A 19,505-nucleotide genomic window follows, 5' to 3' on the forward strand; every position below is an offset into this window, starting at 1 on the left:
GCGCGTTACGCCGCCTGACGGTCCGAGACCAGCGCCGTCAGCCGCGCCGATTGCTCCGGGTTCAATGCGAACTGGACCAGCGCGGTACGGTCGCCAACGCGGGTCACGGTCCCCGGCAGATCGGACACCATGCCGGTGATGGCAAGCGTCACCGACGTGTTCATCGTCAGACGAACCGGAACGGCTTCGAGCAGGGCGCCGCCGAGCGAGAGGTTGCGCACGGTGACAGGGATCGCTTCGCCGTTCACCTGCAGCGTGCCCGGGCGGTTGATGTTGAGCCGCGTCGACAGCCGGCGATCGACGTCGGCAGTCGACGTCCGGATCACCCGCACCAGTTCGGTGCGCAGCCGCTGCACCTTGTCGGCGACAACAGTCGAGCCGTCGCGGATGTCGGTCGAGCGCCGGCCGGCCTCGCTGGCTTCGCGAGAGACCTCGGCGATCTGGCTGGCGACCTCGCGCGCGGCGGCGGACGTCTCCTCGACCGTGCGCGAAATCTCGATGGTCACGCTGTTCTGCGCCTGGATCGCATCGGCAATGCCGGAGGATACGGCTTCGACGTTGCGGATGACTTCGCCGATCGCCCCGATCGAGGTGACCGAGGCGCGGGTCGAGTCCTGAATCTCGGCAATCTGCTGCGCGATCTCGCTGGTCGCCTTGGCGGTCTGCTCGGCGAGCGATTTCACCTCGGAGGCGACGACCGCAAAGCCGCGGCCTGCATCGCCGGCCCGGGCGGCCTCGATGGTGGCGTTCAGCGCCAGCAGGTTGGTCTGGCCGGCAATCTCGCTGATCAGGCTGGTCACGGCGCCGACCTTGTCGGCGGCTTCCGACAGCTTCGCGATGGTGGCCTGGGCGTCGGACGAGGCGGCAACGGCCTTGCGCGTGAGCTCGCGCGACGAGCTGACCTGGCTGGAGATCTGCGAGATCGAGGCGGCGAGCTGGGCCGACGCCTTGGCGACCGTCTGGGTGGTGGCGAGGGCCTGCTCGGCCGCCGCCGCAACGCTGCTCGAGTTGCGCTCCAGCGTCAGCGCACTGTCGGTCATCGACTTGGCATTGTCGGCCATGTGGCCGGTTCCCTGCGCGACCTCGCCGACCGCGCTGCTGGCGGCCTGCTCGACGGCTTCGGCCATCTCCTGCAGCGCCTTGGTCTTGATGCGCTCTGCGACCTGGCGCTGCTCGTCTTCGAGCATCGCGGTCTGCCGCGCCTTCTCCTCGGTCTTCTGCCTGAACTGCTCGATCGAGCGCGCCATGTCGCCGAGCTCGTCGCTGCGGTTCTGGCCCGGCAGCTTGATGTCGAAGTTTCCATTGCCGAGCTCGGTCAGCGCGCCGCTCATCGCGGCCAGCGCCGACGACATCCGCCGCGCGATGATCAGCGTGATCAACCCGATGATCAGCATCACCAGCATGGCGGCAATGAACACGCTGCGCTTGCTCTCCCACATCTGGGCTTCGAGATCATCGACATAGACACCGGTGCCGATGATCCAGCCCCAGGGCTCGAAGCCGGCGACATAGGACATCTTCGGCTGTGGCGCATCCTTGCCGGGCTTCGGCCACATGTAGTCGACGACGCCGGCGCCCTGGCGCTTGACGACATCGACCATTTCGACGAACAGCCGCTTTCCGGTCGGGTCCTTGTTGTCAGCGAGGTTCTGACCATTCAGCTCCGGCTTGATCGGATGCATGACCATCTTCGGACCCATGTCGTTGATCCAGAAGTAGTCGCCGCTGCCGTAGCGCAGCTTGCCGATCCGCTCGGCCGCCTTCTTCTGCGCGACCTCGGGCGCCACCTTGTCGCGCGCGATCGCGTCATATTCCTCGCGGGCGATGCTGACTGCCGTCTGCGCCAGATGGCTCAGCTCGCTCTGCCGCTGATCCTTGAGAGCGGTCTCGAGGTTCTGGCTCTGCGTTGCGGCGAGCCCCACCAGTCCACAGAACGACAGGCCGATGATCGCGTAGATGCGGAAAGCGAGAGAGAAACGCGGCTGAGCCATGGGGCGGTCCGGGCAAATGAGGGAGCTAGATGCGAGTGATTCTAAGGATTCGCAGTTGATGCCCGGTTAAGTGTGGATGGTAACCAATTGCCGCACTCGCGAGGCGTTCCCGTAGTAGTACGGGCGCCGTCTTGTGAGTGAGTTGAGTAGTTGCGTAGTTCTGGGTCAGGACATGTCGGGCCTGATCAGCTCGGTCGCGGTTTCATCCTTCAGTCGTGCGACCAGATCGGCGCGGCGGGTGAGCACTGCGCGCTGGTTGATATAGCCCTTGTCAGTGATCTCGCCGGCATCGAGCAAGGGCGGCTCCGCCATCAACAGCGCACGGGTCGCATAGCGCGACGAGCCGACCGCCTCGGTGCGGAGCCTGGCCAATCCTCGCGCGATGGCGGTGCGCACCGATGGATGCGCCAGAACGTCGCCGGCCGGGACGGCCTCGGTCATCCCGGCAGCGCCGCGGCACGCTGCGATGTTGGGCACGATGAGAAAGTGCACCTCGTCGGTGCCGTGGCCGGCGATCACGATGTCCTGCGCCAACGGCGCCAGCGCCGCGATGCCGGCGACGCGCAGCGCGCCGACGTTCACCCATGTCCCGGAGCTGAGCTTGAAATCCTCGGTGATGCGGCCGTCGAAGAACAGGCCGCGCTCCGGATGCTCGGGATCTGCGAGCTTCACGGCGTCGCCGATCTTGTAGAAGCCCTCCTCGTCGAAAGCCGCGGCCGTGAGCTCGGGCGCCTTCCAATAGCCCGGCATCACGTTCGGCCCGCGCACGCGGACCTCGAGTTTCTCGCCGGTCGGCACCAGCTTGAGCTCTGTGCCGGGGATGGGCACGCCGATGTTGCCGGCGCGCTCGGCGAAGAAGTGGCAGTCGGTCGCGAGCGGCGATGTCTCGGTGGCGCCCCACGCCGACACCAGCGGCGCAGGACGGCCGATCGTGGCCCGGCTCATCTCGTTGAGCGCATCCCACAGATTTTGCGGCAAGGCCGCGGCCGCATAGAGGATGCACCTGACGCCGGAGAAAAATCTGCGGCGCAGATCGTCGTCGGACCTGAGTGCGGCGACCAGCATGTCGAAGCCGCGCGGCACGTTGAAATAGATCATCGGCACCAGGCTGCGCAGATTGGCGAGCGACGTCTCGAACAGGCCCGGCGCAGGCTTGCCGCCGTCGATGTAGATCGACCCGCCGTGGCTCAGCACCAGGTTGAAATTGTGGTTGGCGCCGAAGGTGTGGCTCCATGGCAGCCAGTCGACGATGACGGGGCCGCCCTCGACCTCGCGCAGGAACGTCCACAACTGCGCCTTGGCCTGCTGGCTCATGGTCAGCATCCGGTGCGTGTTGATCACCGCTTTCGGCTGCCCGGTCGAGCCGGAGGTGAACAGCAGCTTGGCCACCGTGTCCGGCGTGACCGCGGCGAAGGCGCGGTCGACCTCCGGCCCGGGCTTTGTCGCGAGCAGGGCCTGCAGCGACAGCGCGCTCGTTGCATCGCCGTCGCCGGCGATGACCGTCGCCCGATGCAGGCCGTCGACAGCGGCGAGCGCGCGCGCGAACGGCTCGCGCTGCGCGACGAAGATGGCGCCGGGATCGAGCAGACGGATCATCGCACGCAGCTTCTCGTGGTCCGTCGACATCAGCGAATAGGCCGGGGAGATCGCGCAGACGGGGATGCCGACGTGCTGCGCGGCGAGCGCCAGCACGGCATGCGCGATGCTGTTGTCGGACAGGATCGCCAGCGGACGCTCGGGACCGAGGCCCTGCGCGAGCATCCAGGCCGCGGCGGCGCGGACCTGCATCAATGTTTCGCCGTAGGTGAGCCAGGTCCAGTTGTCGCCACGACGTTCGGCCAGGAACGTGCGATCCGGGAAATGGCGGCCCCAATGCTCCAGCCATTCGCCGGTGCAGCGCGCGGCCGGCTGCAGCGGCATGCGCGAGCGCAGGATGATCGCGCCGTCGTCGCGCCTGACAGCCTCGATCGACGGCTCGGCGAACATCGCAGGCTCGGAGGCGCGGCGTTCTGCATCAGCCATGGCGTGTCTCCGGGCTGCGGGAGGTGATCGCTGAAGCTGCAGTGCGGGAGGAACACTCTGCGCGGCGGGCGCCGCGATCGGGTGTAATGCGCCGCCGCATTGCGGTTGCAATGCAGGCAACCATCGCCATCGATGACGGCATGCGTTTCCCTCCCATGTTGTATTCGTTGACCGCGAGACTAACAGAATGGTTGTACTTTGCAATTATTGTGGATGTGACCGATTGGAGCGGCTTGCCCCTGCGACGGCATCGGTCTAGGCAGGGATGCCTCATGTCAGCGAGCCAGCATGCCCAAGAGCGCGAGCACCGGAGCGCAGCGAGACACAACCAGCCAGGATTCCGGGATCGGTCTCGGTGAGCTCGAGAACCATCTCGGCTATTTCGTCCGCCGCCTGCAGCACTGGATTTTCCGCGATGTCAACGCCGCGCTCGCGACGATCGACCTCGACGTCATCCTCTATTCGATCCTGGAGACGATCGCGGCCAATCCCGGCGCCGCGCAGATCGCGATCGCCGGCGCGCTGGGCATCGAGCGCGCGCGCATGGTCGCGCTGCTCGACGACCTGCAGCAGGCCGGCTTGATCGTGCGCGAACGCTCCGAGCACGACCGCAGGGCCCATGCGCTCGGCCTGACGCCGCGTGGCCGCCTGATGCTCAAGAAGGCCAATGCACTGGTCGCCGCGCACGAGAAGCGGGTGGCACGCCGGCTTGGGGGCGACAATTATCGCCGCGCGCTCACGGCGCTGTCGCAGTTCGAGACGGACTAGGCTCGTCGCGAACGGGCCATGTCGCGAGCCTTCTGCCCCGCAAGCACGCATCGGTCATCACTCACACGGCACCCTTTACGCGGTACCGCGGTAACTCTACCTCAAACGAAGCAAAATGAAAGATGCATCCTGAGGCTGTTGCCATCCTCGATGCATTGCAGCCTCAGCTCGCCGCTTCCAGCCGCTCTTCCGTGAGAAGCCGCATCGCGGCGTCGGCGTCCATCGGCTCGCCGAAGGCGTAGCCCTGGGCGTATTCGCAGCCGAGCTGATAGAGCTCGACGGCATCGGAGTCGGTCTCCGCGCCTTCCGCCACCACGTCCATGCCGAGGTCGTGCGCCAGCGCGATGATCGATTTGAGGATGACGGGACGGGTGCCGCGCGCGGTGGTGCGCACGAACGACTGATCGATCTTCAAGGTATCGAACGGGAAGCGCTGCAGATAGGCCAGCGAGGAATGGCCGGTGCCGAAATCGTCGATCGACAGGCCGACGCCGAGCTCGCGGATGCGCGCCAGCATCTGCGCGGCGTGCTCGGGGTTTTCCATCACCAGCGATTCCGTCAGCTCGATCTTGAGCGAGCCGCGCGCCACCGAAGAGCGCGCCAGCACCGAGCGGATGTCGTGGATCAGGTCGTGGCGCAGGAGCTGGCGCGAGGAGACGTTGACGCTGGCGAAGATCGGCTCGCGCAGCCGTGTCGCGCGCTGCCACACCGAGAGCTGCCGCGCCGTCTGGTCGAGCACGAAGGTGCCGAGATCGACGATCAGGCCGATCTCTTCCGCGATGGTGATGAACTCGATCGGCGACATCCGGCCGAGCTTCGGATGGTCCCAGCGTGCCAACGCCTCGAAGCCGGCGATCGAGCGATCCTCCAGCCGCACGATCGGCTGGTACAGGATGGTGATCTCCTGGCGCTCGATCGAGCGGCGCAGCTCGCTCTCCAGGGTCAGGCGGTCGTTCTTGCGCGCGCGCATCGCCGGCTTGTAGACGTCGATGCGGTCGCCGCCGATGCGCTTGGAATGATACATCGCAAGCTCGGCATCCTTGATGATGTCCTCCGACAGCTGCGTCTGCGGATCGGACAAAGCGAGCCCGATCGAGGCGGTCAGGAAGATCTCGCGCTCGTTGAAGGCGATCGGCGCGCGGATGGTCTTGCGGATGGTCTCGGCGAAGGCGGTGATGCGGGCGGGGTCCTGCTCCGACAGCAGGATCAGGCCGAACTGATCGCCGGCCAGCCGCGCCAGCGTGTCCTGGGGTTTGAGGATGCGCGACAGCCGCCGCGCCAGGGTCAGCAGGATGGAATCGCCGACCGCGATGCCGACGGAGTCGTTGACCTGCTTGAAGCGGTCGAGATCGATCACCATCAGGGTCGGCCGCATGGCCGGCATCGACTTGGCGAAATTGGCGACGGCGGCAAGACGGTCGATGAACAGCTTGCGGTTGGGCAGGCCGGTCAGATTGTCGTGCACGCTGTCGTGGAGCAGGCGCTCCTCGGCATTCTTGAACTCGGTCACGTCCGTCAAGGTGCCGACCACGCGCGAGACCTCGCCGTCGGAGCCGACCACGGGGCGCGCCTTCAGCGCGAACCACATGAAATGACCGTCGGGCGTGCGCAGCCGGAAGTCCTGCACCAGGCGACCGCGGCGCTGGTCGAGGACACTGTCGAGCGCGGCGCGGAAGCGGTCCTGATCGAGCGGATGCAGCACCTCGAGCCATTTCGCGGCCGGGCCTTCCAGCGTGCCGCGCTTCAGGCCGAGCAGGCTCTCGGTCTCCGGGCTGGTGAACACCTTGTCGGCGGAGACGTCCCAGTCCCAGATCAGGTCGCCGGAGCCAGCGAGCGCCAGTGCGCGGCGCTCGACGTCGGAGACGATGCCGGTGGTGGCGCCGCCGCCGGCGAAGGCGTGCTGCATCACGGTGAAGCCGATCAGCATCACGATCAGCACGAGGCCGCCGAGCAGCGCCGGGCCGACGATGTCGTTGGTGACCTGGCCCGCGACCGTCATGCCGGCGGCGGCGACCCACACCGTGAGCAGGAACCAGGTCGGGATCAGCAGCACCGCGCGGTCGAAGCCGTGGCTGGAGAGATAGACGATCAGCGCAAAGCCCAGCACGGCGATCAAGAGCAACGACATGCGCGCGATGCCCGAGGCCACCGCCGGGTCGAACAGCGCCACCGCGACCAGCGAGCCCAGGAAGAACAGCCAGCCCAGCGTGATGTGCGAGTAGCGAACGTGCCAGCGCGACAAATTGAGATAGGCGAACAGGAACACCAGCAGGGTCGCGGCGAGGATCGCCTCGCCCGCCGCGCGCCAGACGCGCTCGGCATTGTTCGACATGTCCAGGACCTTGCCCCAGAAGCCGAAATCGACGCCGATATAGACCAGCACCGCCCAGGCCAGCGCCGCGGCCGCCGGAAACATGATACTGCCCTTGACCACGAACAGGATCGTGAGAACGAGGGCGAGAAGACCGGAGATGCCGATCACGATGCCCTGGTACAGCGTGAACGAGTTGACCTTGTCCTTGTAGGCCTCGGGCTCCCACAGATAGAGCTGCGGCAGCTTGTCCGTGCGCAGCTCGGCCACGAAGGTGACGACCGAGCCCGGATCGAGGGTGACGCGGAAGACGTCGGCGGTCGGACTCTCCTGCCGCTCCGGCAGGTCGCCGACCGAGGGCGTGATGGTGGCGATGCGCGACAGGCCGAGATCGGGCCACAACACGCCGGAGCCGACCACGCGGTAGTGCGGTGCCACGATCAGGCGGTCGAGCTGGTCGTCGGTGTTGTTGGCCAGTGCGAACACGATCCAGTTCTGGCCGCCCTCGCGCGCCCGCACCTCGATGCGGCGGACGATGCCGTCGGTGCCGGGCGCGGTCGAGACCTGGATGCGGTCGTTCTCACTGCGCTGATGATCGAGGATGCCCGTGAGGTCGATCGCAGGCGCGTCGCTGCGAACGCTGACCGCGTCAACGGCCTGAGCGGGGGCAGCGGCACCACACATCACGAGGCCCAGCGCCGCCAACGACGCAAGGCACCTGATCAGACGCAATGTCAAATCTCCGCGTTCGACACCAATCCAAAGCGAAACAAGCCAAATCGAAAGAGGTCGTCGCCGGGCTAATTGGAGCCGTTCCAGGCACGGTTCAGATGTGCGCGATCATTGGCACGAAAGCGAGGAGAATCAAAGAGTTTCCAAACACGCTGTGTTTAGACTGCGCCTAGATTTCCAACACAATTTTGCCAATATGTTGGCTCGTCTCCATGCGTGCATGCGCTTTGGCTGCATCTGCGAGGGGAAAGGTCGAGTCCATCAATGGCTTGATGCGGCCCTCGCGCAGGAACGGCATCACCTTGGCCTCGATCGCCGCCACCATCGCCGCCTTGTCGGCGTTGCTGCGCGGGCGCAGCGTGGATCCGGTATGGGTCAGGCGCTTCACCATCAGCTTGACGAAATTGACTGACGCCTTGGGGCTGGCGAGGAAGGCGATCTGGACGATGCGGCCATCGGTGGCCGCGGCGTCGTAGTTGCGCTCGATGTAGTCGCCGCCGACCATGTCGAGGATGACGTTGGCGCCCTTGCCGCTGGTCGCTTCCTTGACCACGGCGACGAAGTCCTCCGTCTTGTAGTTGATGGCGCGGTCGGCGCCGAGCTTCACGCAGGCGTCGGCCTTGTCCTGCGAGCCGACGGTGACCAGCACCTTGGCGCCGAATGCCTTGCCGAGCTGGATCGCCATGGTGCCGATGCCGGAGGAGCCGCCATGCACCAGCAGGGTCTCGCCCGCCTTCAGGCCGCCGCGCTCGAACACGTTGTGCCAGACCGTCATCAGGGTCTCGGGCAGGGCGCCGGCTTCCAGGAGGGACAGCGCCGGCGGCACCGCCATCGCCTGCGCGTCTTGTGCGATGCAATATTGCGCATAGCCGCCGCCGGCGACCAGGGACATCACGGTGTCGCCGAGCTTGTGCCGGACGGCGCCCTCGCCGAGCGCCACGACCTCCCCGGCCACTTCCAGCCCCGGCAGGTCGCTGGCGCCGGGCGGCGGCGGATAGCTGCCGGAGCGCTGGGCGACATCGGGACGGTTAACGCCGGCGGCCTTCACCTTGATCAGGATCTCGCCGGGGCCGGGCTTGGGCACGGGCCGGGTTTCCGGCTTGAGCACCTCGGGTCCGCCCGGCTCGCTGATGGCGACCACGGTCATTTGCGCGGGCAGCTGTTCCATGAGAAATCCTTCGGCGAGGGCTGAAAGCGGGTGCTGCCGCGTGCTTAAGCCAGCCGGGGCATGGCTGGCAACCGGGAGGAGGGTGAGATGGCGAACGAGGACGACGATCGGCCGCGCAAGGCCGTTTCGCACGAGATCGGGCAGGATCTGTCGATGCTGTCGGTCGAGGAGCTGACCAGCCGGGTGGCGCTGCTCCGGGCCGAGATCGAGCGCATCGAGCAGGCGGTGGCGAAAAAGCGCGCCTCGCGTGATGCCGCCGCCAGCATCTTCAAGTCGTGAACCTCGCGGCCGTAGAAACGCAGTCGGCCAGTGGCCGACATGGCTAACGAAGATTGAAAAATTTTCGCCATTTACGGTTGATTAAGCTTTCGCGTTTACAACCGGAACCGTCCTCGTTTGGACACCGAGTGGCTCCTGTCCACTCTGTTTGACGCCTCCCTGTTATCAACTTCAAAGCCGCCGGAAACGGCGGCTCTTTTTTTGCGCCCGCGCCGAGCCGGGCGAACCGGGCGGTCGCCCGTGGCGCGCTCCCCCATGCGCAGGCGGCGATCGTGGAACGAACGTCGTGCCGGCTCATTGCGCCCGTGCCGGTCTTCGGTCGCCAGCAGGTCAGGCGCGAAAATCCTGTGCGCCGCGGCAGGCGTGACGATCCTCGTTCGACGACTGCAAACTATTGCCGTGATCATGGTTGCTAGTTGAGCTGATCGTGCGACTCGGCCGCGATCGGCCGTGTTGCAGTCGCAAATGGTACGAGGGCACGGCATGGCCCACGCCGTGGAAACCATAAAAGGCGTTGCTGCTGGACTCTCGAAACCGGCCGCGCAATGATTTGTTCATCATACCGGCGACGTTGCCGGGTTGCGTAAACAGTCGCGTTTAAGAGGCGTTAACCATGTCGGACCGTTTGCTGGGCGATGGCGCTCTGGTTCAGTTCAACGAGCGGCTCACCAATTCTGCTGCATTCGGCGCGCTGTTCCGGGAAGGCATGGATCTGGTCGAGGAGACCGCCGCCTATCTCGATGGCGACGGCCGCAACGAGGCCAAGGCGCTCGACCGCGCCGTCAGCCTGACCTACGCGACCGAGAGCATGCGTCTCACCACCCGCCTGATGCAACTGGCGTCCTGGCTGCTCCTGCACCGCGCGGTGAAGGAGGGCGAGATGACCCTGAGCCAGGCCAACCGCGAGAAGACCAAGGTCAAGCTCACCGCCGCAGATCCCGGGCCGGATGATCTGCTGGAGAAGCTGCCGCAGCAGCTGCAGAGCCTGATCTCGCGCTCGATGAGCCTGCAGGTGCGGGTCCGCCGGCTCGACTCGACAATTCATTCCCCGCCGCCGGACCAGAGCGCGATCGGCAATCCGCTGGTGCCGCATCTCAACCGGCTGAAGGCCGCGTTCGAGCAGTAGGCCCCGGCATCGGGCGGCCCCCGCCGGGGCCGCTCCCCCAGCCGAAGGTCTCGTTGCGACCAGCTCAGAAACAAAAACGCCCCCGTTTCCGGGGGCGTTTTGCTGTGAGCTCTCGATCAGGCGCAGGCCAGGAAGGCCGGTGCCGAGGGCAAGAAGGCATCAATCCTTCTTGAGGAAGCCCTGGAACTTCTTCTGGAAGCGCGAGACACGGCCGCCGCGATCCATGATCTGCTGGGTGCCACCGGTCCAGGCCGGGTGCGACTTGGGGTCGATGTCGAGGTTGAGCTTGTCGCCCTCTTTGCCCCAGGTCGAGCGGGTCTGGTACTCGGTGCCATCGGTCATCACGACCGTAATCGTATGATAATTCGGGTGAATGTCGGCTTTCATGGCTGATCCTACGGCACGATGCGAAGAGAAGACATGATGCGACGCGGCCGCGCCTGATCCTGTCGTCACTGAAGGGGGACAATTGGCGCGCTCTATAGCCCAAGGTTCTGCCCAAAACAAGCCAAGGTCGCGGATGAACACCTTGGTACGTTTCCGGATTTGCCAAGCCCGGCCCGGCGGGCCTATCAGGACGGCAGATCGGTATTTGGAAGAATTCTCAGGTGGCCCATGAGCGCAGTGGAACGGCTTGACGAGCGGCAGGGCGCTGCCCCAGGGCAGGATCCGGTTGGAGATGCCGTTGCGGCCGTCGAGGCATTGGCCGAGCCGGCAAGCCCTGTGCGGCGCTCGAAGCTGCGCCCGCTGCTGGCGCTGTCTCCCTATGTCCTGCGCTATCGCGGCCGCGCCCTGCTGGCGCTGATCGCGCTCACGGTCGCGGCCCTGACCACGCTTCTGGTGCCGATCGCGGTCCGCCGCATGATCGATTTCGGCTTCACGCCGAAAGGGATCGAGCTGATCAACAGCTATTTCAGCGTCATGATCGCCGTCGTGGCGGTGCTCGCGCTGGCAAGCGCGGCCCGCTACTACCTCGTCATGACGATCGGCGAGCGCATCGTCGCCGATCTCCGGCGCGACGTGTTCGCGCATCTGATGTCGCTGTCGCCGTCCTTCTTCGATTCCGCGCGCTCCGGCGAGCTGGTGTCGCGGCTCACCGCCGACACCACCCAGATCAAATCGGCGGCGGGCGCCTCCGTGTCCATCGCGCTGCGCAATCTGCTGCTGTTCATCGGCGCCACCGCGATGATGGTGATCACGAGCCCGAAGCTGTCCGGCTTCGTGCTGCTGGCGATCCCGCTGATCGTGCTGCCGCTGGTGGCGTTCGGGCGCTGGGTCCGGCGGCTGTCGCGCAACGCCCAGGACACGCTCGCCGACGCCTCGGCCTATGCGTCCGAGCTGATCGGCTCGATCAGGACGGTGCAGGCCTATACCAGCGAGAGGCTCGCGGCGGCGCGTTTCGGCGGCGAGGTCGAGCAGGCCTACGAGGCGGCGCGGGTCTCGACCCAGGCGCGCGGCGTGCTCACCGCGATCATCATCTTCATCGTGTTCTCCAGCGTCGTCGCGATCCTCTGGGTCGGCTCCCACGACGTGCTGACCGGTGCGATCAGCGCCGGCCGGCTCGGTCAGTTCGTGCTCTACGCGGCCTTCGCCGCCGCCGGGCTCGGCCAGCTCTCGGAGGTCTGGGGCGAAGTGTCGGCGGCGTCCGGCGCCGCCGAGCGGCTGTTCGAGCTGTTGCACGTGCAGCCGGAAATCACGGCGCCGGCGCAGCCGCGCCCGATGCCGGAGCCGGCGCGTGGCGACCTCGGCTTCGAGCGGGTCAGCTTCGCCTATCCGGGTCGCCCCGATGTCCGCGTCCTCGATGACGTCTCGTTTGCGATCCGCGCCGGTGAGAAGGTCGCGATCGTCGGCCCCTCCGGCGCCGGCAAGAGCACGCTGTTCCATCTTCTGCTGCGCTTCTACGATCCCGCCTCCGGCTCGATCTCGTTCGACGGTGTGCCGGTGCGCGCGGCCGACCCGCGCAGGATGCGCGAGCGCATCGCGCTGGTGCCGCAGGAATCCGTGGTGTTCGCCGCCAGTGCGCGCGAGAACATCCGCTTCGGCCGGCCGGAGGCGACCGACGCCGAGGTCGAGCGCGCCGCCGATCTCGCTCATGCCAGCGAATTCATCCGCCGCTTGCCGGACGGCTTCGACACCTCGCTCGGCGAGCGCGGCGTCACGCTCTCGGGCGGCCAGCGCCAGCGCATCGCCATCGCGCGCGCCATCCTGCGCGATGCGCCGCTGCTGCTGCTCGACGAGGCGACCTCGGCGCTCGACGCCGAGAGCGAGACGCTGGTGCAGACCGCGCTCGAGGGGCTGATGAAGGACCGTACCACCCTGGTGATCGCGCATCGCCTCGCGACGGTGCTGTCCTGCGACCGCATCCTGGTCATGGATCGCGGCCGCATCGTCGAGCAGGGCACCCACACGTCGCTGGTTGCGGCCAACGGTCTCTATGCGCGGCTGGCCCGGCTGCAGTTCGAGGGCGTGTAGTTCCTGCAACACCGTGGACGGCCGGCAACACCCTCGGAATTCTCGTTCCCGACCCTGCAACCTTTCTCCCGCCTTGTACGTTCCCTGCCGGAACAGATGGCGCGCCGCTCGTAGCAGGCGTGCCGGGTCCCAACAGGAGCAACGGACATGCCTTATCGTCGTGGCAGTTTTGCCCTCACGCCGCCCTCGTTCGTCATCTTCGCAATTGCGCTGGTGCTCGCCCTCGTCGCGATGCTCGCGCACTACATGCACGCCTCGGTGCCGCTGCTGTCGGCCGCCCACGCCTTCGACGCGCTGGCGATCGCGTTCGTGGTGCTGACGATCGGTGTGCTGTTTCGCGGCGTTTGAGGACAATACGAAACGGGTCGAGCAGAGAAGTCGTTAGCTCCCTGCGCCAGCAATTGTGTGAATAGAAATCGCGGCGCGCTCGGTGCACCTCGCCCCGCGTGCGGGGAGAGGTCGGATTGCATCGTCAGATGCAATCCGGGTGAGGGGGGCTCTCCGCACGGTCGGTGCGCGTGGCTGCCCCTCACCCCAACACTCTCCCCGTAAGAACGGGGAGAGGGAGCGCAGCGTCATTGCGGCACCATCTCGGATTCAACAGATTGTGTTGGCATCCACACCATCCGCAGCACGGGACGGCCCGAGGTCGGGTTGACGTCCTCGCCGGCTTCAATGAAGCCGTTGCGCTTGTAGAAGCGGATCGCGCGCGCGTTGTCTTTGTTCACAAGCAGCGTGATGCCGTGAGGTGATCGCTCCTTCGCTGCATCGACCAACTGAGTAGCGAGCGGCGAGCCCCAATGCTCGGGCGAGACGACCAGCTGATCGAGATAGCCCGTCGCATCGATCGTGACGAACCCGGCGAGCACGCCCTCCGCCTCGGCCACGATCACATCGGCCTTCGGCACCAGCTCGCTGCGCCAGCGTTCGCGCCACCACGGAACGCGCGCGGCAAAATCGATGGCGGGATAGGCGAGCTGCCAGGTCTCCTGCCACAGCGCGATTGCCGCGTCCTCGTCGTCGGCGCGATAGGGGCGCAGGGTGGAGCTCGACGTCACCGCTCCGTCAGCTTCAGCTCGATACGCCGGTTGCGGCGGAAGGCGTCCTCTGTGTTCGCGGGGTCGAGCGGCTGGAATTCGGCGAAGCCCGCCGCGACCAGGCGCTGCGCAGGGACGCCGAGCGAGATCAGATACTGCACCACCGAGATGGCGCGCGCCGAGGACAACTCCCAGTTCGACTTGAACACCGGGCTGTTGATCGGACGAACGTCGGTGTGGCCGTCGACCCGCAGCACCCAGGAGATCTCAGCGGGGATCTGCTTGTCGAGATCGACCAGCGCCGTCGCCACCGAGTTCAGCTCCTGCTGGCCCTCGGGCAGCAGGGTGGCTTGCCCCGTGTCGAAGAACACCTCGGACTGGAACACGAAGCGGTCGCCGACGACGCGAATGTCGGGACGGTTGCCGAGGATGGCGCGCAGCCGGCCGAAGAACTCCGAGCGATACCGGGTCAGCTCCTGGACCCGCTGTGCCAGCGCGACGTTGAGGCGCGAGCCGAGATCGGCGATGCGGCTCTGCGATTCCTTGTCGCGCTTCTCCGAGGCATCGAGCGCATCCTCGAGCGCGGCGAGCTGGCGGCGCAGTGCGCTGATCTGCTGGTTGAGCACCTCGATCTGGGCCAGCGCCCGCGCCGTGACCTGCTTCTCGGAGTCGAGTGCCCGGTTGAGTTCGTTGGCGCGGCCGGCGGCATTGCTGCCGGCATTGGCGAGCCCGTCATAGAGGCCCTTGACGCGGTCGCGCTCAGCTTCGGCGCTTGCGAGCCCGGCGCGCAGTTGCGCAACCTGGTCGTCCAGCGAGAGCTTGCCGAGCTTCTCCAGGGACAGCATCTCGTTGAGCTGCGCGATCTTGGCGTTGAGTTGCTCCAGCGCCTTGTCCTTGCCGGTGACCTCCTGCGACAGGAAGAACTGCACCACCAGGAACACGGTCAGCAGGAACACGATCGACAGCACCAGCGTCGACAGCGCATCGACGAAGCCCGGCCAGTAGTTGAGGCCGGAATCTCCACGGCGGGTACGGGCAAGCGCCATTCAGCGTCTCCTAGTTCGTCTTCGGCCGGCCGGCGGAGCAGCTCAACTCTTCTCGGTCTGCCGCGCCAGCCGCTCCAGCAGCCGCTTGATCTCGCGGTTCTGCTCGCCCTGGCCATCGGCCCATTCGCGGATCATCTGCTGCTCGGTGCGCATGTGCCCGACCAGGCCCTGGATCGCCTCGGCGAGGTTGGCCATCGCCGCGGTGGCGCCGCGGTTGGAGCCGTCCTCCAAGGCGGTGCGCAGCCGCTCGATGGCAACCGAGAGGTCGGCACCGGTGTCGCCGCTGCCGCCATATTCCCGCACGGTGCCGGCGAGCCAGTCCTCCAGATCGGTATAGAAGCGATTCTGCGCCTGGCTCGATTGCAGGTCGAGGAAGCCGAGGATCAGCGAGCCGGCGAGGCCGAACAGCGAGGACGAGAACGAGATGCCCATGCCGCCCAGCGGCGCGGCAAGGCCGCCCTTCAGCGTATCGAACAGCGCGCCGGCGTCGCCACCGACCTTGAGTCCCTCGATCACCTTGCCGACCGAGCCGACCGTTTCGATCAGGCCCCAGAACGTGCCGAGCAGGCCCAGGAACACCAGGAGGCCGGTCATGTAGCGCGAGATGTCACGGGCCTCGTCGAGCCGGGTGGCGATCGAGTCGAGCAGGTGGCGCATGGTCTGCTGCGAGATCGACATTCGCCCCGAGCGCTCGCGGCCGAGGATCGCGGCCATGGGCGCCAGCAGGACCGGGTGGCGAGGCACCGCCAGGCCGGGATCGGCGATGCGGAAATTGTTGACCCAGGACACTTCCGGATAGAGCCGGACCACCTGGCGGAACGCCAGGATGACGCCGATCAACAGTACCGCCCCGATCAGCGCGTTCAGGCCGGGATTGGCGAAGAACGCCAGGATGATCTGCTTGTACAGCACGACACCGACCAGGGCGCACAGCACCAGGAAGACCAGCATCCGCACCAGGAAGATCCGGGGCGTGGACAGCTTGGTCGGTTCGAGATCCATCGCGGAGCGGGAAGGGGAGCCTTGAGGCATTGTCGATGACATCCGTTGCGGGGACCGGTCCCTGAAATCCACTATGGCACAGCAGCGGCAGGAAAAAAGCCGCGATCAGCGCAATCCCGTCCCTGCGCGGAACTATGGCTGAAACCGGCGGGCATCCGCGGCGTAGTTAGTCCCGTGGCTCATATCTAACGGGAACGCCCTGGCTTTGTCATGACCGTCGTTGAATATCTGCAGGCGCTGCTGGCGATGGCCGTGGCGATGTCGGTGCTGATGGGGCTCGCCTGGGTCGTGCAGCAGCGCACCGGCAACTCCGGCTGGGTCGACACGATCTGGACATTTTCCGTCGGGCTGGTCGGCGCCGCCGGCGCGATCTGGCCCGCCGGCGGCGCCGCCCCCAACGCGCGGCAGTGGCTGGTCGCGGTGCTGGTGGCGGTCTGGTCGCTGCGGCTCGGCGGCCATGTCGCAGCGCGCAGCCGCGGCATCTCCGACGACCCGCGCTACGCGGAGTTTGCCCGGCAATGGGGTGCGGCCGCACCGCGAAAGATGTTCCTGTTCCTGCAGCAGCAGGCCTGGGGCTCGATCCCGCTGGTGTTCGCGATGTTCGTCGCCGCCCATGCGCCGGCCGCCGAGCTTCGGCTGCAGGACTATCTCGGCATCCTCGTGCTGTTCGCAGGCATCGCCGGCGAGGGCGTCGCCGACGCTCAGCTCAAGGCGTTTCGCGCCGATCCCGCCAACAAGGGCAAGGTGTGCGACGTCGGCCTGTGGCGCTGGTCGCGCCATCCCAACTATTTCTTCGAGTGGGTGTGCTGGCTGTCCTATCCGGTCATCGCGCTGTCGTTCGACCATCCGTGGGGCCTCGCCAGCCTGCTCGCGCCATTGTTCATGTACTGGATCCTGGTCCACGTCACCGGCATCCCGCCGCTGGAACAGCAGATGCTGCGCTCGCGCGGCGATCGCTACCGGGCCTATCAGGCGCGCACCAGCGCGTTCTTTCCCCTGCCGCCAAATCCTTTTACGAAGTAACGGAGCCACCGCATGAGCTTCATCTCGACCATCATCGGCGCCGCCGAGCGTGTGCCGCTGCCCGATGCCGTCATCCGCTCGGCAATCTCCGAATTGTGCGCGCGCACGGCGGCGCGGCTCGGCGGGGCCGATGCGATGGGTGACGCGGAGTTCGCCCGCCTGCTGACGACGCGGCCGATCGCCGAGCATACCGACGCGGCGAACAGCCAGCACTATGAGGTGCCGGCGGCGTTCTTCGCCCGCGTGCTCGGGCCGAACCGCAAATACTCCTGCTGCTTCTACAAGGAGCCGGTCTCGACCCTGCGGGAGGCGGAGGAGGAGGCGCTGCGCCAGACCGTCGCCAATGCCGATCTCCAGGATGGCCAGACCATTCTGGAGCTCGGCTGCGGCTGGGGCTCGCTGTCGCTGTTCATGGCCCGGCAGTTCCCGCGTGCGAAGATCACGGCGGTCTCCAACTCGCACTCGCAGCGCCGCGCGATCGAGGAGATGGCGGCCGCGCGCGGCCTGCTCAACCTGCGGGTCGTCACCGCCGACATGAACGGGTTCGCTCCCGACGCGCGCTTTGATCGCATCGTCTCGGTCGAGATGTTCGAGCACATGATGAACTGGCGCGAGCTGCTGTCGCGGGTCCGGTCATGGCTCCTGCCGGACGGCTGCCTGTTCATGCACATCTTCACCCACCGCACCGGATCCTACCTGTTCGACCGCAACGATCGCGAGGACTGGATCGCGCAGCACTTCTTCACCGGCGGCATCATGCCGAGCCACGGCCTGATCCGGCAGTACGCGGATCTGTTCGCGGTCGAGAAGGAATGGCGCTGGAGCGGCACGCATTATCAGCGCACGGCACGGGACTGGCTCGCCAATTTCGATGCCGATTACAACCGCATCCTGCAGGTGCTGCAGCCGGTCTATGGCGACGACACGGCGCTGTGGATGCGCCGCTGGCGCTGGTTCTTCCTCGCCACCGCGGGTCTGTTCGGGCACGACGAAGGCCGTGAATGGGGCGTCAGTCACTACCGCCTGCGGCCGGCGAACTAATTTGTTCGCTGCGGCGGGATGCCGCAGTGTCGTAGGGGGATTCGCGTTTCGCTGTGCGGAACCTGCTGGGAACCTGCTGCCACAAAGCACTCACAATTAGGTGAGTCCCGAAAAAGCTTGATCTATCAGTTATGTAGTTCGTGTGACATCAAGCCGCCCGGGTTTCGCGTTGCGTCGCAGCAGCTCTTTTCTATGTTGCAGCAAGGCGAGCGCCAGAATGGCGCCATGACTGGGCCATCCGGTCGACTGGTTTTCATCATCATCATCGAGGGGGCTCCTCCACGCATGTCACGTTTTCGCGCGTCGCTGGTCAGCAGTGCATTGATGCTCGCGGCCGCCGCGCCGCTGCTGGCCGGCTGTAACGACCCCATCCAGGCTCAGGCCTCCGCCAATGAGCAGATCGTCATTCCGGACGTCGGCATCGTGACCGTCGAGCAGAAGGCGCGAGCGATCGTGCGCGAGCTGCCCGGCCGCATCGCGCCGACCCGCGTCTCCGACGTCCGTCCGCGCGTCTCGGGCATCATCGTCGAGCGGCTGTTCCGCCAGGGCAGCGAGGTCAAGGCGGGCGATCCCCTCTATCGCATCGATCCGAAGCCGTTCGAGGTGGAGATCCTGTCGAGCCGGGCGGCGCTGGCCAAGGCCGAGGCGGTGCATGAGCGCGCGGTGCAGCAGGCCCACCGCATCAGCCTGCTGTTCAAGGAGCGCGCAGCCCCGGCGGTCGAGAACGAAAAGGCGATCTCGACCGAGCGCGAGGCAGCGGCCGACATCGAGGCCCGCAAGGCCGATCTTGCGCGTGCCCAGCTCAATCTCGACTATGCGACCGTGCGAGCGCCGATCGACGGCATCGTCGGCGCGGCCCAGGTCAGCGAGGGCGCCATCGCGGTCCAGAACGAGACCTCGCTGGTCACGATCCAGCAGCTCGATCCGATCTATGCCGACTTCACCCAGTCGGTGAGCGAGCTCAACCGCCTGCGCCGGGCGTTCGAGTCCGGCGACCTCGACCAGATCGCGCCCGACGCGATCAAGGTCCGTCTCGTGCTCGACGACGGCACGCCGTATTCGATTCCGGGCAAGCTCCTGTTCTCCGACGCCAAGGTCGATGCCGCCACCGGTCAGGTCACCTTGCGCGGCGAGTTCGCCAATCCGAAGCGCGAGCTCCTGCCGGGCATGTATGTCCGCGTCCGCATCGAGCAGGGCATCGACAGCGACTCCGTCGGCGTGCCGCAGCAGGCGGTGCAGCGCAACGCGGCCGGCGGGTCCGAGGTCTACGTCATCCGCGACGACAACCGCGCGATCGCCAGGCCGGTGCGCACCGGCCCGACCCAGGATGGCCTGGTGCTGATCACCGACGGTCTGCGCGCCGGCGACAAGGTCGTGGTGGACGGCTTCCAGAAGTTCGCCGCCGGCGACAGGGTCGCGCCGCAGGTCTGGACCGAGGTCAGCGCCGCGACGCAGCTCGAATCGAAGTCGGCGACGCGGTAAGTCGC

16 protein-coding genes are annotated in these 19,505 nt (G+C 66.6%); 8 read left to right on the plus strand and 8 right to left on the minus strand.

What is annotated here, in order from left to right:
• Positions 1-5 precede the first annotated feature (5 nt).
• Positions 6-1,991, minus strand: a complete 1,986-nt coding sequence (locus tag ACQR1E_RS23755; protein WP_434897637.1) for a cache domain-containing protein — start codon at positions 1,989-1,991, stop codon at positions 6-8.
• 165 nt (positions 1,992-2,156) lie between these two features.
• Positions 2,157-4,013 carry a feruloyl-CoA synthase gene (locus tag ACQR1E_RS23760; RefSeq protein ID WP_434897638.1) on the minus strand — a complete coding sequence of 619 codons (1,857 nt, stop codon included), beginning with the start codon at positions 4,011-4,013 and terminating at the stop codon, positions 2,157-2,159.
• A gap of 288 nt (positions 4,014-4,301) precedes the next feature.
• On the opposite strand from ACQR1E_RS23760, the gene ACQR1E_RS23765 reads away from it, so the two are divergent.
• Complete coding sequence (locus tag ACQR1E_RS23765; RefSeq protein ID WP_316169479.1) at positions 4,302-4,781, plus strand: MarR family winged helix-turn-helix transcriptional regulator; 480 nt, start codon at positions 4,302-4,304, stop codon at positions 4,779-4,781.
• Between the two features lie 163 nt (positions 4,782-4,944).
• Here ACQR1E_RS23765 and ACQR1E_RS23770 read toward each other — a convergent pair whose 3' ends face one another.
• Complete coding sequence (locus ACQR1E_RS23770) at positions 4,945-7,824, minus strand: EAL domain-containing protein (RefSeq protein WP_315713890.1); 2,880 nt, start codon at positions 7,822-7,824, stop codon at positions 4,945-4,947.
• A gap of 169 nt (positions 7,825-7,993) precedes the next feature.
• Complete coding sequence (locus tag ACQR1E_RS23775; protein WP_434897639.1) at positions 7,994-8,992, minus strand: NAD(P)H-quinone oxidoreductase; 999 nt, start codon at positions 8,990-8,992, stop codon at positions 7,994-7,996.
• An 87-nt stretch (positions 8,993-9,079) separates the two neighbouring features.
• On the opposite strand from ACQR1E_RS23775, the gene ACQR1E_RS23780 reads away from it, so the two are divergent.
• On the plus strand, positions 9,080-9,271 hold the full coding sequence (locus ACQR1E_RS23780; RefSeq protein WP_315713892.1) for a DUF1192 domain-containing protein: 192 nt from the start codon (positions 9,080-9,082) through the stop codon (positions 9,269-9,271).
• Between the two features lie 613 nt (positions 9,272-9,884).
• Positions 9,885-10,397: a DUF1465 family protein gene (locus ACQR1E_RS23785; RefSeq protein ID WP_315713893.1), complete on the plus strand. Its 513-nt coding sequence runs from the start codon at positions 9,885-9,887 to the stop codon at positions 10,395-10,397.
• 159 nt (positions 10,398-10,556) lie between these two features.
• Here ACQR1E_RS23785 and rpmE read toward each other — a convergent pair whose 3' ends face one another.
• The gene (rpmE, locus tag ACQR1E_RS23790) at positions 10,557-10,784 is read right to left on the minus strand and encodes a 50S ribosomal protein L31 (protein ID WP_012046762.1); all 228 of its coding nucleotides are present in this window, start codon (positions 10,782-10,784) and stop codon (positions 10,557-10,559) included.
• A 228-nt stretch (positions 10,785-11,012) separates the two neighbouring features.
• Between rpmE and ACQR1E_RS23795 the strand changes: the two genes are divergently transcribed.
• Positions 11,013-12,869: an ABC transporter ATP-binding protein/permease gene (locus ACQR1E_RS23795; RefSeq protein ID WP_316169477.1), complete on the plus strand. Its 1,857-nt coding sequence runs from the start codon at positions 11,013-11,015 to the stop codon at positions 12,867-12,869.
• A 147-nt stretch (positions 12,870-13,016) separates the two neighbouring features.
• Entirely contained in the window at positions 13,017-13,217 is a 201-nt protein-coding gene (locus ACQR1E_RS23800; RefSeq protein WP_006614616.1) for a hypothetical protein, read from the plus strand.
• Between the two features lie 227 nt (positions 13,218-13,444).
• Here the strand turns inward: ACQR1E_RS23800 and ACQR1E_RS23805 are convergent, their stop codons facing one another.
• Genes ACQR1E_RS23805 through ACQR1E_RS23815 form a run of 3 tightly spaced genes read right to left on the minus strand, consistent with a single transcriptional unit; the run spans position 13,445 to position 15,984 of the window.
• The gene (locus ACQR1E_RS23805; RefSeq protein WP_315713895.1) at positions 13,445-13,927 is read right to left on the minus strand and encodes a GNAT family N-acetyltransferase; all 483 of its coding nucleotides are present in this window, start codon (positions 13,925-13,927) and stop codon (positions 13,445-13,447) included.
• Positions 13,924-14,952: a peptidoglycan -binding protein gene (locus ACQR1E_RS23810; RefSeq protein ID WP_315734445.1), complete on the minus strand. Its 1,029-nt coding sequence runs from the start codon at positions 14,950-14,952 to the stop codon at positions 13,924-13,926. Before ACQR1E_RS23810 ends, ACQR1E_RS23805 begins: the two co-directional genes overlap by 4 nt.
• A gap of 42 nt (positions 14,953-14,994) precedes the next feature.
• A complete protein-coding gene (locus tag ACQR1E_RS23815) occupies positions 14,995-15,984 on the minus strand; it encodes a flagellar motor protein MotA (protein ID WP_315713897.1) in 990 nt (329 codons plus the stop codon).
• A 180-nt stretch (positions 15,985-16,164) separates the two neighbouring features.
• Here ACQR1E_RS23815 and ACQR1E_RS23820 point away from each other — a divergent pair, with 180 nt between their 5' ends.
• The 3 genes from ACQR1E_RS23820 to ACQR1E_RS23830 all read left to right on the plus strand — a co-directional run bounded on the left by ACQR1E_RS23820 (position 16,165) and on the right by ACQR1E_RS23830 (position 19,500).
• Positions 16,165-16,977 (plus strand): DUF1295 domain-containing protein, encoded by an 813-nt coding sequence (locus ACQR1E_RS23820; protein ID WP_315826019.1) that lies wholly within the window; start codon positions 16,165-16,167, stop codon positions 16,975-16,977.
• A gap of 12 nt (positions 16,978-16,989) precedes the next feature.
• Positions 16,990-18,018 carry an SAM-dependent methyltransferase gene (locus tag ACQR1E_RS23825; RefSeq protein ID WP_316201457.1) on the plus strand — a complete coding sequence of 343 codons (1,029 nt, stop codon included), beginning with the start codon at positions 16,990-16,992 and terminating at the stop codon, positions 18,016-18,018.
• 285 nt (positions 18,019-18,303) lie between these two features.
• On the plus strand, positions 18,304-19,500 hold the full coding sequence (locus ACQR1E_RS23830; protein ID WP_315713900.1) for an efflux RND transporter periplasmic adaptor subunit: 1,197 nt from the start codon (positions 18,304-18,306) through the stop codon (positions 19,498-19,500).
• The last annotated feature ends 5 nt before the right edge of the window (positions 19,501-19,505 follow it).

Source organism: Bradyrhizobium sp. HKCCYLRH1030 (genome assembly GCF_051168395.1).
Lineage (GTDB): Bacteria > Pseudomonadota > Alphaproteobacteria > Rhizobiales > Xanthobacteraceae > Bradyrhizobium.